Source organism: Treponema bryantii (genome assembly GCF_900113965.1).
GTDB lineage: Bacteria > Spirochaetota > Spirochaetia > Treponematales > Treponemataceae > Treponema_D > Treponema_D bryantii_A.
The window spans coordinates 39,296-53,774 of sequence record NZ_FORI01000001.1; the positions used below are offsets into that span (position 1 = coordinate 39,296).

Annotated in this window: 18 protein-coding genes; 14 read left to right on the forward strand and 4 right to left on the reverse strand. The window is 40.3% G+C overall.

What is annotated here, in order from left to right:
- The first annotated feature begins 52 nt into the window (after positions 1 to 52).
- The 11 genes from rsgA to BM161_RS00230 all read left to right on the forward strand — a co-directional run bounded on the left by rsgA (position 53) and on the right by BM161_RS00230 (position 7,675).
- The gene (gene rsgA, locus BM161_RS00180) at positions 53 to 1,090 is read left to right on the forward strand and encodes a ribosome small subunit-dependent GTPase A (RefSeq protein WP_177206176.1); all 1,038 of its coding nucleotides are present in this window, start codon (positions 53 to 55) and stop codon (positions 1,088 to 1,090) included.
- 13 nt (positions 1,091 to 1,103) lie between these two features.
- Complete coding sequence (locus BM161_RS00185) at positions 1,104 to 1,544, forward strand: GNAT family N-acetyltransferase (protein WP_074929604.1); 441 nt, start codon at positions 1,104 to 1,106, stop codon at positions 1,542 to 1,544.
- Between the two features lie 36 nt (positions 1,545 to 1,580).
- Positions 1,581 to 2,258: an MBL fold metallo-hydrolase gene (locus BM161_RS00190; RefSeq protein ID WP_074929605.1), complete on the forward strand. Its 678-nt coding sequence runs from the start codon at positions 1,581 to 1,583 to the stop codon at positions 2,256 to 2,258.
- A complete protein-coding gene (locus BM161_RS00195; protein ID WP_074929606.1) occupies positions 2,255 to 2,773 on the forward strand; it encodes a hypothetical protein in 519 nt (172 codons plus the stop codon). The genes BM161_RS00190 and BM161_RS00195 overlap by 4 nt, the downstream gene beginning before the upstream one ends.
- Entirely contained in the window at positions 2,758 to 3,306 is a 549-nt protein-coding gene (locus BM161_RS00200) for a GNAT family N-acetyltransferase (RefSeq protein WP_074929607.1), read from the forward strand. Before BM161_RS00195 ends, BM161_RS00200 begins: the two co-directional genes overlap by 16 nt.
- Before the next feature lie 89 nt (positions 3,307 to 3,395).
- Positions 3,396 to 3,827, forward strand: coding sequence for a hypothetical protein (locus BM161_RS00205; RefSeq protein WP_074929608.1), 432 nt, complete (start codon positions 3,396 to 3,398; stop codon positions 3,825 to 3,827).
- Positions 3,828 to 3,831: 4 nt separating this feature from the next.
- On the forward strand, positions 3,832 to 4,671 hold the full coding sequence (locus BM161_RS00210) for a class I SAM-dependent methyltransferase (RefSeq protein ID WP_074929609.1): 840 nt from the start codon (positions 3,832 to 3,834) through the stop codon (positions 4,669 to 4,671).
- Complete coding sequence (locus tag BM161_RS00215) at positions 4,668 to 5,384, forward strand: SAM-dependent methyltransferase (protein ID WP_074929610.1); 717 nt, start codon at positions 4,668 to 4,670, stop codon at positions 5,382 to 5,384. Before BM161_RS00210 ends, BM161_RS00215 begins: the two co-directional genes overlap by 4 nt.
- A gap of 8 nt (positions 5,385 to 5,392) precedes the next feature.
- A complete protein-coding gene (locus BM161_RS00220; protein ID WP_074929611.1) occupies positions 5,393 to 6,205 on the forward strand; it encodes a GNAT family N-acetyltransferase in 813 nt (270 codons plus the stop codon).
- A complete protein-coding gene (locus BM161_RS00225) occupies positions 6,195 to 6,893 on the forward strand; it encodes an amidohydrolase family protein (protein WP_074929612.1) in 699 nt (232 codons plus the stop codon). The genes BM161_RS00220 and BM161_RS00225 overlap by 11 nt, the downstream gene beginning before the upstream one ends.
- Entirely contained in the window at positions 6,890 to 7,675 is a 786-nt protein-coding gene (locus tag BM161_RS00230; RefSeq protein ID WP_074929613.1) for a class I SAM-dependent methyltransferase, read from the forward strand. The genes BM161_RS00225 and BM161_RS00230 overlap by 4 nt, the downstream gene beginning before the upstream one ends.
- A gap of 85 nt (positions 7,676 to 7,760) precedes the next feature.
- Here BM161_RS00230 and BM161_RS00235 read toward each other — a convergent pair whose 3' ends face one another.
- From BM161_RS00235 to BM161_RS00245, 3 genes are read right to left on the reverse strand one after another with little or no spacing between them, the layout of a single operon-like run.
- Complete coding sequence (locus BM161_RS00235; RefSeq protein ID WP_074929614.1) at positions 7,761 to 8,687, reverse strand: ABC transporter transmembrane domain-containing protein; 927 nt, start codon at positions 8,685 to 8,687, stop codon at positions 7,761 to 7,763.
- Complete coding sequence (locus BM161_RS00240; protein WP_074929615.1) at positions 8,681 to 9,283, reverse strand: ATP-binding cassette domain-containing protein; 603 nt, start codon at positions 9,281 to 9,283, stop codon at positions 8,681 to 8,683. Before BM161_RS00240 ends, BM161_RS00235 begins: the two co-directional genes overlap by 7 nt.
- Positions 9,280 to 10,212: an ABC transporter transmembrane domain-containing protein gene (locus BM161_RS00245; RefSeq protein WP_074929616.1), complete on the reverse strand. Its 933-nt coding sequence runs from the start codon at positions 10,210 to 10,212 to the stop codon at positions 9,280 to 9,282. Before BM161_RS00245 ends, BM161_RS00240 begins: the two co-directional genes overlap by 4 nt.
- An 83-nt stretch (positions 10,213 to 10,295) precedes the next feature.
- Between BM161_RS00245 and BM161_RS00250 the strand changes: the two genes are divergently transcribed.
- Both BM161_RS00250 and BM161_RS00255 read left to right on the forward strand, forming a co-directional pair.
- On the forward strand, positions 10,296 to 10,769 hold the full coding sequence (locus BM161_RS00250; protein WP_074929617.1) for a MerR family transcriptional regulator: 474 nt from the start codon (positions 10,296 to 10,298) through the stop codon (positions 10,767 to 10,769).
- 55 nt (positions 10,770 to 10,824) lie between these two features.
- Entirely contained in the window at positions 10,825 to 11,241 is a 417-nt protein-coding gene (locus BM161_RS00255) for a hypothetical protein (RefSeq protein WP_074929618.1), read from the forward strand.
- An 18-nt stretch (positions 11,242 to 11,259) separates the two neighbouring features.
- Here the strand turns inward: BM161_RS00255 and BM161_RS00260 are convergent, their stop codons facing one another.
- Positions 11,260 to 13,380: an adenylate/guanylate cyclase domain-containing protein gene (locus BM161_RS00260; protein WP_177206177.1), complete on the reverse strand. Its 2,121-nt coding sequence runs from the start codon at positions 13,378 to 13,380 to the stop codon at positions 11,260 to 11,262.
- A gap of 118 nt (positions 13,381 to 13,498) precedes the next feature.
- Between BM161_RS00260 and BM161_RS00265 the strand changes: the two genes are divergently transcribed.
- A complete protein-coding gene (locus BM161_RS00265) occupies positions 13,499 to 14,476 on the forward strand; it encodes a serine hydrolase domain-containing protein (RefSeq protein ID WP_074929620.1) in 978 nt (325 codons plus the stop codon).
- The last annotated feature ends 3 nt before the right edge of the window (positions 14,477 to 14,479 follow it).

Consider the following 14,479-nt stretch of genomic DNA (forward strand, 5'->3'; position numbering starts at 1 on the left):
TTCAGCATCTACATGACTCTCTTTATTAACTCTTGCATTTTAGGAAATCAAATTGAAAACAAATAATATTATTACCGCTCGCGTATCATGCGTGCAAAAAAATCAGTTTACACTTTTGCCATGTACTGAGGTTGATGGCAATTATGTAGTGGCCGACGCAAACAAAGAATTGCTCGGAAAACTCAAAGGAAAATTTTACAATCTTGGACTAGAGCCGCCCGTTGTCGGTGACTATGTAAAGGTTATTACAAATGAATATGGTGACGCACTGATTGATGAAGTGCTTCCTCGTAACACCGTGTTCAAACGCCCAAACCGTAGCGGCCATGCTGAAGCCTTTGTAAAAAATCTTCTGGAAGAAACTATCGTTGCTAATTTTGATTATGTATTCATCGTTACTTCGCTGAACCAGAATTACAATGAAAACAGAATTGCCCGATTTGTTTCTATTACGCTGCAGACTGGAGCAAAGCCCGTTGTGGTTTTGTCTAAGGCTGATTTGTGTGATGATGTTGAACTCAAAGTCGAAATCACAAAAGCAATCTGTGATAAGGCTGATGTAGTTGCCATCAGTTCGCATACTGGTTTTGGCATTGAAAATCTTAAGCCGTACCTGCAGCAGGATAAGACCATTGCTCTTGTAGGCTCTTCGGGAGTTGGTAAGTCTACCCTTCTGAATACTCTGAATGGCGATGACGTTATGAAAGTAAATCACATCCGCGATTCAGACGGCAAGGGACGCCATACCACAACCTACCGACAGTTAGTTAAACTTGACTGCGGAGTGTGGATTATGGACACCCCAGGACTTCGCGAAATCGGTGTGCTCGACATGGAAGACGGAATTGATGAAACTTTTTCTGATGTAGTTGAGCTGTTTGATCAGTGTAAGTTTAATGACTGCTCGCATACAAATGAGCCAGGCTGTGCTGTACTCGCGGCGCTCGCTGATGGAACTCTGAGTGAAGAACGGTGGGTGACTTATCAGCAGCTTCATCAGGAAAACGAATGGGGCAAAGCAAAGATGATGCAGATTGCAAAGTTTACAAGGGAGTATCAGAAGAATCGTTACAAGGGCTGGGATTTATGATAAGGAGTTTAAAATGACAGTAAAAAAACTAAGTATAGAAGACAAAAAAAATATTACTGATGTATTTACCAGTGTATTTACAAAAGCACCCTGGTATGACGACTGGTCAGATACAAATCAGCTGGATATGTATATTAACGATCTTGTTGGTCAGGGCTACTCTTTGACCTACGGCTTGTTTGATGATGACGAATTGATTGGAATTTCTTTGGGCTATGTAAAGCACTGGTATTCTGGAACTGAATATATCATCAACGAATTCTGCGTAAAAACTGAACGTCAGGGAGCTGGGGCTGGAAGCTTTTTTATTGCTGAAATTGAAAAGGCAATTAAAGAGATGGGAATCAAGCAGATTTTCCTTTTGACAGATTCAAATGCACCGGCCTACAATTTTTATAAGAAGAATGGTTTTAGTGAAGAACAAACCACAAGACCAATGGCAAAAAGATTTTAGATAAACTGCGTCATGCTGTCATAATGGAGATAAAAAATGGAACTTAAAAAACTATCTGAACATATCTGGTTCATGCCTTATGAATCTGAAAGAGATCGCCCGAATCTGGGCTATGTAAAGGGCGATAACTGGAGCCTTGCAATAGACGCAGGGCATTCTGACAATCATGTAAAAGAATTTTATTCACTGCTGGAGACTGAAGGTTTGCCGTTGCCGTCGCTCACGGTTATTACTCACTGGCATTGGGATCACACCTTTGGTATACATGCGGTGAATGGTTTGTGTATTGCAAACGAAAAGACCAATGGTCATCTTCTGGAATGGAAGTCGAAAATTGAAACCAACGGTCCGGCCGAGTTTCTTGCAATTCATGAGAGCATCAGGAAGGAATATGCTGGTGGCAAGGAAGTGATTGTGAAGCCGGCAGACATTCTCTTTTCCGGCGAGATGACTTTTGATCTTGGAGGCTGCAGAGTTCGCATTGTGGAAAGCGAGTCGCCACATACAGAGGATTCAACACTTGTTTATATTGAAGACGACAAAGTGCTTTTCCTTGGAGATTCTACCGGTGACGACTTTATGACGGGGATTAAAGATATGGACCTCTGCCAAAAACTCGGAGCTAAAATTAAGATGCTGAATCCGGAGACTTGCATGGAGGGGCATTGGGTACCTGTTCCAACAGAGGATTCACTGGAGGAGTTATATAAATGAATATCACAACAAAACAATTTCAATTATTATCAGATATAAATCTCGTGTGGGATTTTCTTGTAGAAACTTATGACTGGAAAAATGACAGTGGACGGCCGGCACCGTTTTTTGAATATGCACTCACTGCAACCTGGATGGATTCGTCATATTCTTTTTTGGACCGCTTCTGGTTCGATGGCGATAAGGTTGTTGCTTTTGCTTATTACGAGGCACCGGTGACAGATATTTATTTCAATGTTCGCAAGGGGTATGAATTTCTGGCCGACGAGCTCATTGAATATGCCGTTACAACTATGCCTCATTTTAATGGTGAGCAGCAGTTTGTTTTTTCAGATGGTCAGCAGTTCTTAAAGGATGCGGCGGCAAAGCGTGGACTTGCTGCGGCAGCTCTCACAAAGCATTACCACACGCTCAAGCCTCTGGGGGCTACCCACATGACTGGTGGGGATGATGAGTTCTATAAGAAAATTGGTTATGAAAAAGGATATCACTGGACAATATGGAAAAAGGAATAGAAACAAAAAGGCTTACCTTGCGCCCGGTTCAGCTTGGAGATGAAAAAGAGATTCATGAATATGCCGGTGACAAGGAAATCACAATGATGTTCTGGCTGCCGAACGATAGTTTTGAAGAAACTGCAGAGTTTGTAAAACGAAATGCTGCAGACTGGGACTCTCCGGACCAGCTGGATTATGAGTTTGTAATTGTTTATGAAGGCAAAATAATCGGTGGCTGCGATGCAGATCTCAGCCATAGTGAAGATCATTCCTACGCTACCCTCGGCTGGATAATCAACAAGAATTACCGCAATCAGGGCTTCGCATCTGAAGCGGCCGCAGCACTCCTTGATTTCGCATTTACAAACCTTTCAATCAACAAAGTGTATGCACAATGCGACTGTAAAAATGCAGCTTCCTTTGGCGTAATGAAAAAAATCGGTATGACTTTAGTTGATGACAAGGGAACCCGAACTTATCCGAAAACCGGAATCACTTCGGGCGAGTTCACGTGTCTTATTACTCGGGAAGAATGGGAGAATAGAAAGTAAGTGGCTGTAATGTGCATTTCACCCTTTAGTTTTTGCATCTTGGCTTCTTGCACATTGCGGATTCAGCAATCGTAACTTATAGTAAAAGTATGAAACGTATTTTATATTTTTTATATCTTTTAATTCAGTGCACATGGGGATTGGGACAGACAATCATCGGGTTGTTTTTCTTCTTAATCCATATCAATAAGCCTCATAAGTTTTATAGAGGTGCAATTCAGACACAATGGAATGACCGTTGGGCAGGCTTGAGTCTCGGACCATTCATTTTCGTTCCGAATAACGAAGGTGATTATTTTACTGGCGCGAGAGTTCACGAGTATGGACACACAATTCAGTCGCTGGTGCTTGGACCTTTGTACGCAATTGTTGGCGTGATTTCTGTTGGCTGGGGAAGCGTGATTTATCCGATTCTCAAACGCCAGGAGAAATACAAGGATTTGCCGTACACAAAATGCTTTGTTGAATACAATGCAAGCTGGCTTGGCGAAAAGGTAACCGGCGAAAAAGCAGTGTGGTAATGCTATGACTGATTTTGAAAAAGTAAAAAACTATTATAAACATTTTGATGAAAAGAACAGACTCCGGAATGACAACAGCGGAAAACTCGAGTTTTTGATGACTATGAGAATTCTGGAGAAGAATCTTCCGGCGTTGGGTGATGGTGACGCGACTGAGGTCTCAGTTCTCGACCTTGGCGGTGGTGCTGGAGTTTATTCTTTTCCTCTTGCTAAGAAGGGATATAAGGTCACACTTGCAGATCTTTCAGAGACTTTACTGGAACAGGCAAAAAAGCAGAAAGAAGAAGATAAGGTTGAAAATCTGATTGCCTGCGATCAGGTGAATGCGACTGACCTTAGCTGTTATAAAGATAACTCGTTTGATGTAGTCCTGCTCTTTGGCCCACTTTATCATCTTATAGAAAAAGATGAGCGCGAGAAATGTGTGAGCGAAATCCGGCGCGTTCTCAAAACCGGCGGAAAAGTTTTTGCAAGCTTTATTCCTCATTTGTCAGGCAGCATTGCACTCGTTCAAAGATTCTGCTGGAGCCCGGATCAGGTTAGCATCGATACTTTGGAAGAATGCTTTGATTCCGGCAAGTTCAAGAATCTTTCGAGCAACGGCTTTCAGGAAGGCTACTACCCTGCCTCTGAAGAAATTGAAACTCTCTTTGCTGCAAACGGCTTTGAAAAACAATTGCTTCGTTCCATCCGTGGCTTTGGCTACGAAAAAGAAGATGTGATTTTCAAATTCAAAAACAAAAACGTCTTTTCAAAAATCCTCGAGCTGATTGATTCAACTGCCGGGGACAAATCAATAATCGAAATGTGCGGACATGCAATGTATGTAGGAGTAAAAAAATGAGTAACATTGAAAACTACAGAAAATATTTCACAAAAGATTATCTTATGGGACCAAACTCGTTCAGGTTGCTGGATGAGCTTATTCAGCGAAAACCTGCCGATGCAGTTTTTGACAGGACACTGGATCTGGGCTGCGGCTACGCTTTGACTTCGATGTTTCTTGCAAATGAAACAAATGCAAAGACTGTTTATGCTTTAGACCTTTGGATTGCTGCAACAGAAAACTATAAGCGCATAAAGGAAAACAAACTTGAAGATAAAATCATTCCAATCCACGGTGACGCGATGGACATGCCTTTTGCGAACGACTATTTTGATGCTATTGTGAGTGTTGATTCATATCATTACTTTGGCTGCAAGGAAGGCGTGTTTGGCGAAAAGATTTTGCCCTTTGTCAAAAAAGGCGGCTGTGTGATGATTGCAATTCCGGGTTTGAAAAAAGAACCAGAGGGCGAACTCAATACTATTTTTGAAACCTGGGCCGAAGGTGATGATTCACAGTTATTCAAAACTGTTGCCTGGTGGGGAAATCTCCTCAAAAAAGAATGCGGCAGCTCCTGTGAAATCTCCGTAAAAGAAGCAGACTGCTATGACATTGCCTGGCAGGAATGGTTCGACTCCGGACACGAGTTCGGCATCCGTGACAAGGAATTCTTGAGCAAAGGATTAGATGAAATCTTGAACTTTATACTGATTTACGTTAGAAAAAAATAGGAGGGCTTATGCTTACCCAGTTACCTGAAGAAAAGAAAGCTTTGATTTTTCCGCTGTTCAAAAACAGGCAGCCGAACACTTCTGCGCTGTGGTGTTATTTTGATGGAATATTGCCGGGTAAGACTTTTGTTGATGATATTAATGCGCCGACTAAAGCAATCTGTCAGCTTGATATGAGCTGGGTTTATATTAGTGACGCCGCAGATTTTGAATGGATTGAAGAGACCTTACGAGAAATAATTAAACACGCATGGATTCAGGTAGTCTGGACTCCTGAGAGAGATTCAAAGTTTCCGCTGGCAGAATTGGGAACTGTGATTCCTCGACACGAATATACTCAAAGAAAAGCTATTGAGCAGAAACCTAGAGACGTTGAAATAAAACCATTCGACAGCGAATTATACAAAAAGGTTCCGTGGAAGGAATTTCATGAGCGTGTTTACGGTTCAAAAGAGAACTTCCTGAAAATTGCTTTCGGATTTTATGCAATCGAAAATGGCGAAATCTGTAGTGAAAGCGAAGCAACCTTTACTGCCCGCGGATATACAGAACTTGGAATTATCACTGATGATGATAAACAGCGCAAAGGTTTTGCATTTGCAGTCTGTATCAAAACTCTGGAAGAAGTTGAGAAAAGAGGCCTAAAACCTATCTGGGCTTGCGATGTTGAAAACCTTGCATCAATGAAACTTTCAGAAAAACTTGGATTTATAAATCCGTTGAAATACAATTTCATTTTCTTCCCGCAAACTAATGAATCCGATAATAATATAGATAAATCATGCAGCCAGAGATCACATCAACAAAACTATGACAGATAAATTTTCAAGCGATTTTATAAACGCACTAAAAAATCATGATACTCAAACTCTGCTTTCAATTCCAAAGAGCGATGTTCATAATCATCTGGGACGTGGCTGCCGTGTTGAGTGGCTTTCTGAAAAAATGAATCACACCTTTGCAAAACCGCCTGCAGTTTTTGACGGGCTTTTGGGAATGCAGGACTGGTATGTAAATAATATCAGAGATTATTGCCGCGCCCACGACAGCAATCAGACTGATTATCGTCGCGAAGGTTGTTTTGCCGAAGCAGAAAGAAATCACCTTGCACGTTTTGCGCCAAGCTTTTCTGAAACCGATATTGAAGATTACGGCAGCTTGAAAAACTTTTGTGATTATTATGATTCGCTGCATAAAAAATATTGTCCGGATGCGGTGTATGAGCCGGAACTTGCTTATCAATCTTATGCAGATATAGAATCAAAACTTGCGAAGGCAGAAGAGTATTTCAGCTCTGGATATTTCAAATCAATTGATGTCTGCTGCGGTGAAGGCTATAAACCTTTTTCTGATTATATCCCGTTGTACAGAATTGCAGAAAAATACGGCGTTCTAAAACGCATGCATGTTGGAGAAACCGGCACAGCAGAAGAAATTGAAGAAGCAATCGAAACTCTTGGTTTGGATGAAATCCGCTGCTGGGGAATATCAAACAGGATAGAAAAATGAGTACAATCAATAATCAAAAAAATGTAAAAGAACAGTATGCCAACGCGAGCAATTTAAATACGCGCATTTCAATTCATCAGAAATATTCAACAAATAAGATGGGGTTTGGAAACTGGATTTTTTCGAATTATAAAATTACAGAGGGCATGAAGGTGCTGGAGCTCGGCTGCGGTACAGGCGATATGTGGAAAGGTCATGAGGATTTGATAAAAACCTGTTCTAAACTTGTGCTTTCTGATTTTTCTGAAGGAATGCTTGAAAACGCAAAGACCAATATCGGGTCCAATGCCAATGTTGAATATCAGATAATTGATATTCAGGATATTCCTTTTGAAGACGAAAGTTTTGATGTAGTAATTGCAAATATGATGCTTTATCATGTGCCGGATATGGCTCGCGGACTTTCGGAAGTTTGCAGAGTTCTAAAAACAGGCAGCGCTTTTTACTGCGCAACTTTTGGAGAACACGGAATTATAGAATATCTTTCCAAAACTTTAGGCGCTTATGGTGTTGAAGATAATGTAAATAAAAACTTCACACTTCAAAATGGAAAAGAACTTCTTGCCCCCTTCTTTTCTAATGTCCAAAGATTGAACTACGAAGATTCACTCGCTGTAACAGAAATTGATGATCTGGTTGAATACATTTATTCACTTTCCAGTATGACTACACTGAGCACCGTACCGAAAAAAGAAATTCATGACCTTCTTACAAAGCAGATGGTCGAAGGCGTTTTGTCAGTTCCAAAAGAATACGGCATGTTCTGCTGCAGGAAGGACTAATATGCTGGACTTCGCAAAACAGTCCGGACTTACAGAATCCAGATAAGATTACTTCTGTATTTTGAAGCTGATAAGGAAGAAATCTTCACAACTCTTCCAATCTCTTTAATCCCGCTTTATTTACAGAAATTGTCGTAATGCTGGTAGCAATCATGTTTGCTGCCATAATAACACCGCCACGGAGCTGAAACGCATAAAGCAGAGAGCCGAGTGTAATTATTCCTGCATTGATTTTCTCTGCTCCAAGGAACATGAGAACAAGATATCCCATTATTCCAAAGAGCGGCATAACAGCATGCTCAATCGCTTTGTATAAAGCCTTTTTTATGAAGAGCAGTTTTAATTCCAGATTTTTGATTTTTATTTTCTTCAGAAAAAAATCAGAACAGTCATACAGAAAAACTGTATCGGCCAGATTTACGAAAGACTCATACATGTCGGTTAATTCTGCGGAAGCTTTTTGTATTTTATTCTGAACGGACTTCAAGAGCGGCGAGACAATCCAGGTTATAATCAGAATATGAGGAATCACAAAAGCAAGCACAATCAGAAATAATTTCAAATCAAAAACGCAGAATAAGATTGCAGACAAAATAAGATTTGCAATTCCATTCACAAGAAACACAAGATTCCAGGGCTCGCCATAAATTGCGGCGGTCATCTGTGCATCCTGATTTATCCGCAAAAGGACATCGCCTGAAGCAAGTTTATCAATCTCTTCGATTGGTTTTGCAAGAAGCTTATTGAAAATATACAACTTTAATTTCTTTTGAAGCCCTGCATAAAAAGCTGCAAAAAAACGCCACACGGTTCCGTTATAAGTGAACAGCAATAAATTTGCCACCAGAAAAAGTCCGCACACAACACCAAGCCTCACAAAATCCAACCCCTCGATTGCTTCAAAAGCCTGTTTTAGGAAAAGCGCATTTATGAGATTTCGGACGGCCTCGAAAGGAAGTCGTAAAGCAAGCAGCTGCAAATACTGTTTTTTGATTTCAATTTTTTTCAGCATAAAACGCCTTCCTCCAGCCGGTAAATTTTGTCGCAGAAATCAAGAGCTTCTTTTCTATGCGCAATGGAAATTACTGTACGCTCTTTCCACCAGTTCTGCAGAGCCTCAATAAGATGGGCTGAAGTTTCCATGTCCAGAGCTGAGGTTGCTTCATCTAAAATCAAAATCTGAGGATTCTGTGCAATTGCTCTTGCAATGCAGATTCTTTGTGCCTGTCCGCCAGAAACATTATCCCCACGTACGCCTGTAAAAGTATCTATACCATCTGGGATAGATTTTACCCATTCTTCAAGCTGAGCAATTCTAACCGCTTCCCAAATCTGATTTTCTGAGATTTCATGGCCGCAGGTGATATTCTCTCTGATGGTAAATGGAAAGAGTTTGTTCCCCTGCATCACCACAGACATTTTTCCCTCTGCAATAATTTGTCCCTGCTGAACTTCGTAAAGGCCGGAAATCAGTTTGATTAAAGTTGTCTTACCGGAACCGCTCTCACCGATTATTCCGATTTTCATTCTATCAGGAATTGTAAGGTTCAGATTTTTAAGTACAGTTTTTTGATCATAAGAATATGTAAGATTTTCGATTTGAATCATTGGTCTTCTCCTGCTCTGTTGATTTTCTGAAGGTTCCCTGCAAAGATTCGGAACTGCATTATAAAGGACGGCATGTTCATCAGAATGCCAGAAACGTTCCCCGAAAGATTTATAAAAATATAAAGTTTGCCCACTGTCATCTTGTCTTTGATAACCAGATTGCCGCCAATCAAAACTAAAAGCAGCAAGGGTATGCATGTCATCACTGCAGAAATTGACATCAAAAGTGCTTTCTTTTTTTCCATGGAGATGTTCAGTTTTTCCCATGCCTCAAGTCTGTTCGTGTAATTTGTCAGTATGAATTTTTGTGCCTGATACAATCTGATTACCGGGAAAAGCGACATCAGACTTTCTGTAACGCCATTCAGTTTTGCATTTTCTTCATTTGCTTTGATTGTATAATTCTTCAAAATCTTACTCGAAAAAGACACATAAAGAATAATCAGAAAGACAGGCAGGTTTGAAGAAAACGCAAGAAACGGATTCAAAAAAATAAACCACCCGAAGGTACCAAGAAATTTTATAAAACTATCAAAGATGAAAAACAGATTTTCGGAAATAAAAACACTAACTGCGTTAAACTCATTTAATAATACAGAAGTCATTTCACCACCGCTCACAGCCCTCTCTTTTGATCTCATAAACGAAACACTATTACGCGCAATACTTTCGATATAATTTTGTCTTAGCTCATAATTTATTCTGGCTGTAGTTACTCCGGAAATAAATGCATTTGCTCCGCTCATAAAAATGAAGGCGGCAAGAATAATCAGAAGTTCTACAAGCATTCCATGAATAGATGAGTTGCCTGCTCCGTCCATTCCAGCATTCCCCGCAGTTACAAGATCAATCAGATTTGCAAGATATTTATTCCAGACAAGCGTAACCGCAAGAAAAATTATATCAACTGCAAAAGTCAGAAAAATCATAAACTTCACTTTATAAAATGTGCGTGTTATAATGTTCATAACAAAACGCTAAACCTTACCCCAGGGACAGAGTCAAGTAAAAAATGGAAAAAGATGAATTATTAAAAATAAGTGAACTTGCAGACTTTTTTGGAACAACCCCAAAGGCTCTGCGTCTGTACGAAAAAAAAGGTATTTTAGTTCCTTACAAGATTGACCCACAAACCGGTTATCGTTATTACTCTGCCGACCAGGTAAAAAAACTCAACGTACTTGTAGAGCTGCAGGAACTTGGCTTTTCACTTAACGAAATCAAAAAAATTATGGAAGGCGGCATAAAATCAAAGGGCTTTCTTGATTCTCTTTATTCTAAGAAAGTTGAATGGGAACAGAAGAAAAGCGAGATACAGAGTAAAATCGACGCCATAGAAAATATCGAACAAAACCTCTCACGCAAAATTGAAGGCAAAGAAATTTCAGAAATGACCGAAGATGAACGCGCCTGGTTCTTACTCAATGCGGTTTGTGTGGAAGAACTCAAAGCTTCAAAAGTTTTGAGTGACGCAATTTGGGTTTAAGAAAATTAAAGAACATTTTTATTGAGAAAATAACCAGATAATTTATAATTAAAAAATGACTTATTACAGAATCCACACTGCAGACATCGCTTACATCACACAGCAGCCACGAGGCTTGTTTACCGCAATCGGAAAGCTCGTTGATGCAAAAACTCTCACCGAAGAAGAGACCGCTGAATATTGGAAGAACCGCGAATATTTTGAAAAGGTTCTGCCGGTGCCACCCTTTTACGAGCAGGGAAATCCCGACCACGCAACCACCTGGTTTAAGGACACTCCTCAGGGCAACGACATTTACCGCCAGATGACCTTCTACCGTGCAATGGCAAAAAAGTACGGTCTTAAACTTTATATCTCAAAGTGCACGGAACTCCCCGGCGAAGTTATTTACGAAGATGATTTTCAAATCGCAGTTAAAAATCAAAAGCCGGATGTCTGCATTACAATAAGCGAACTCTCCGGCTCAGATTAGTTTTATGCCTGCAATCAGCTAACTTAAGAAATAAGTTTTCATCATGCCCTTGCCTTTGATTTCCATCTCGACAGGTGCTGTTGCAGGAACAGCACCTTTCAGAAGCGCCATTGTATTTTCTGAAACATGAATCTTTGAAGTTTCGCCTGAGCTTTCCATACGGCTCGCAACGTTTACTGTGTCTCCCCAAATATCATAAACGAACTTTGTTTTTCCGATAACGCCGGCAATAAGATTTCCGCTATTCACACCAATTCTCATAAAGAGTTTTACATTGCTTGTTGTATTAAAGTCTTCAATATCCTGAAGCATACCGCGCGCAAAATTAACGATGGCAAGCGCATTCTTTTCCGCAGGCTCATTTCCAAAGAGGCCGGCAGCTGCCATGTACGAGTCACCAATTGTTTTTATTTTCTCAATGCCTTCTCGTTTAGCACGTAAATCAATTCTTGAATAAAGGGCATTCAGAGCACCGACAATTGTATCAGCATCAAGAGTACTTGTGATTTTTGTGAAGCCAACGATGTCCGCAAAGAGAACAGAAGCATTGTCTATCTTATCAGCAATTCTTGCGTTCTTATCCATTGCAAGACGTTTTGCAACTTCCTCTGGAAGGATGTTCAAGAGAAGCTCTTCAGAACGATTCTTTTCTTCCTGAAGTTCCTTTGTACGTTCTTTTACAGTATCTTCAAGCTTTCTGTTTTCTTCTTCAATTCGGATAATTTTTCCTTCTGTGAAAACAATAGTAATCGAAACAATAAAAAGTACTGCAACCAGAATCAAAACGATATCAAAGGAGATATTTGACATCGGCATAAGAAGACTGTCATAGGTGAAAGTTATTTTAGACTGCATAGGATCAAACTCCGCTGGAGTGTACATGATACAGCCAAATCCCAAAGTCTTAAGTGCACTTACCTGATAATAATTCGCGCCATGAATATTTTCATCGTCTTCATCATGCGGCTTACGAACGGTCATTAGTTTATCTTCAATAGAGAAAGTACCATTCCATGGTCCCGGATCAATTGCACAGTCATCACAGACATCTATTGTAAAGGTCCAGTCGATAATTGCTGTAGCCTTCATATTGTTGTAAATAATTCCGTTGTACTGAGCGCCGAGTCTGGTAAAGTCATTATCATCATTCCAGAACTTTTCAGCATCGCGCATAAAAGTTACACAGACAGGTTTTGATTTGTCGTTCTCTTGATAAGGCTGATCTATAACAATAGTCTTCTCTGGCATAACTACACCAGTAATAGAAACAATTATGAGCATTGCAAGAACTCCGCCGGCAACTACACAGATAACCTGCCATACATGGCTTCTTGCAATTCGTTTTTTCATTTCTGGAATTACAGTTCCCTGCTTATAGTTTGGACTTAAACGGGGACCAGTTTCTTTACCAGAATAAAATTCAAGTTCCATCAATTTGATTGAAGAATAAAAAAGATGCAGCGCCCCAATACCGTAACCGATATCAATCCATGAGATTCCATAAACCAGCAGAGCTAAAACAATTCCGACAATAGGAAAAAGCGGATAGATGGTAAGCGAAATCAGAACATTTTTCTGAAGAACTTTTTTAGACTGGAAAAGCATTGCCCAGGTAATGAGTCCTGGAGAAAGTCCAAGCACAATACTTACTGGATACAAACTGCTTCTGTGATAATTATTTGCTTCATCAAAATAATAATATAGATTTGTAAACTGACTAACGATAGTTAGGATAATTCCGATCAGACAAATATAAAAAACAATATAAAGATGCACAGGAACTCCATCTCTTATAGAAGAACGAGGTTTAAAAAGAACCTTAAAATCAAGGACATCAGATTTTATAAACTCTGCAGAATAAAAACAGAAGAAAAAAGTTGAAAAGTAATTTAATGCAAAAACCAGAAAGTTACTTATTCGAACTATATAGAATCCAATTCCGCTGACGCTGCCACGAAAAACGTATGCAAGCGCATCACAGCCAAGCAATAACGCCGTTATAAACTGCAATAAAATAAGCGTTCTACGGCTATTATTCTTAAACTTATGCCCAGAAAACAAAAATACGCCAGCCTGTAAACAGAAAAAGCTCAGTCCCGAAAGCATCACAATACTAACTGTTCTAATTGTATCACTCATATCCATAATAATTTTATGTTATAAAGAGTGGTTTGTCAAAAAATCGTGTATGAAAAGCTTAAAAATCAATATTGACTAATTAAAAATCAAAATAGATACTCCAGAAAAGGGAGTGATTATGAACAAAGACGAACTACACAAACTGATTGAAACGGAGCAGCCGAACATCTGCCAAGTGGTAGCGTACAAGGGCGGCAAAGAAGTTTACTCGGACTGCTGGAACGGCTACAAAGTGGACGACTGCGCGCATATAATGTCGGTGACTAAGAGTGTTTTTGCACTGCTGATTGGCATTGCGATTGATAAAGGGCAGATTAAAAGTGTAGACGATAAGGTGCTGGATTATTTTCCGGAATATATGGTGAAGCGCGGTGAGAAGACTATTTATGAGGTGACGATTAAAGATCTGCTTACGATGAGGGCTCCGTATAAAGGTAAGGGCGACCCATGGTCTAAGGTTTGCTCGAGTGAAAACTGGACTTACACTTCTCTGGATTTTCTTGGCGGGCGTCAGGGGATGACAGGGGAGTTCCGTTATTCTTCGGTTTGCATTCATATTTTGTCTGGGATTCTTTATAAGGCGACTAGCATGATTACGGTGGACTATGCGAATAAGCTTTTGTTCGGGCCGCTGGGGATTCCTGCGCATGAGGTTTATATTGCTAAGTCTGCCGAGGAGCATAAACAGTTTACTATTGAGAAGACTCCGAAAAAGGCTGTGTGGTTTAGTGACCGTCAGAATCTTGGGACTCCAGGGTATGGCCTGTGTCTGTCAGCCAGCGACATGGCGAAGATTGGGATGTTGTGTTTGAACAAGGGGATGTTTGGCGGGCAGCAGATTGTGTCGTCTAAGTGGATTCGGGAGATGACAGAGCCTCGCACTGTTGAAGGAAAGCATTTCCGCGGAATGGATTATGGATACCTATGGTGGATCATCAGCCGCAAAAAGGGAATCTATGCAGCCATCGGGAACAGCGGCAATGTGATTTACATTAATCCGGAGAAGAAGATTGTTGTTGCGGTGGCTTCGTATTTTAAGCCTACGATTTTTGATCGCGTGGATTTTATTCAGCGGGAGATTGAGCCGAGGTTGTAAATT

Coding starts and splice junctions, on each gene's coding strand:
- BM161_RS00185 (WP_074929604.1), top strand. CDS start 1,104: ATGACAGTAAAAAAACTAAGTATAGAAGACAAAAAAAATATTACTGAT.
- BM161_RS00190 (WP_074929605.1), top strand. CDS start 1,581: ATGGAACTTAAAAAACTATCTGAACATATCTGGTTCATGCCTTATGAA.
- BM161_RS00195 (WP_074929606.1), top strand. CDS start 2,255: ATGAATATCACAACAAAACAATTTCAATTATTATCAGATATAAATCTC.
- BM161_RS00200 (WP_074929607.1), top strand. CDS start 2,758: ATGGAAAAAGGAATAGAAACAAAAAGGCTTACCTTGCGCCCGGTTCAG.
- BM161_RS00205 (WP_074929608.1), top strand. CDS start 3,396: ATGAAACGTATTTTATATTTTTTATATCTTTTAATTCAGTGCACATGG.
- BM161_RS00210 (WP_074929609.1), top strand. CDS start 3,832: ATGACTGATTTTGAAAAAGTAAAAAACTATTATAAACATTTTGATGAA.
- BM161_RS00215 (WP_074929610.1), top strand. CDS start 4,668: ATGAGTAACATTGAAAACTACAGAAAATATTTCACAAAAGATTATCTT.
- BM161_RS00220 (WP_074929611.1), top strand. CDS start 5,393: ATGCTTACCCAGTTACCTGAAGAAAAGAAAGCTTTGATTTTTCCGCTG.
- BM161_RS00225 (WP_074929612.1), top strand. CDS start 6,195: ATGACAGATAAATTTTCAAGCGATTTTATAAACGCACTAAAAAATCAT.
- BM161_RS00230 (WP_074929613.1), top strand. CDS start 6,890: ATGAGTACAATCAATAATCAAAAAAATGTAAAAGAACAGTATGCCAAC.
- BM161_RS00235 (WP_074929614.1), bottom strand. CDS start 8,687: ATGCTGAAAAAAATTGAAATCAAAAAACAGTATTTGCAGCTGCTTGCT.
- BM161_RS00240 (WP_074929615.1), bottom strand. CDS start 9,283: ATGATTCAAATCGAAAATCTTACATATTCTTATGATCAAAAAACTGTA.
- BM161_RS00245 (WP_074929616.1), bottom strand. CDS start 10,212: ATGATTTTTCTGACTTTTGCAGTTGATATAATTTTTCTTGCGGTTACG.
- BM161_RS00250 (WP_074929617.1), top strand. CDS start 10,296: ATGGAAAAAGATGAATTATTAAAAATAAGTGAACTTGCAGACTTTTTT.
- BM161_RS00255 (WP_074929618.1), top strand. CDS start 10,825: ATGACTTATTACAGAATCCACACTGCAGACATCGCTTACATCACACAG.
- BM161_RS00260 (WP_177206177.1), bottom strand. CDS start 13,380: ATGAGTGATACAATTAGAACAGTTAGTATTGTGATGCTTTCGGGACTG.
- BM161_RS00265 (WP_074929620.1), top strand. CDS start 13,499: ATGAACAAAGACGAACTACACAAACTGATTGAAACGGAGCAGCCGAAC.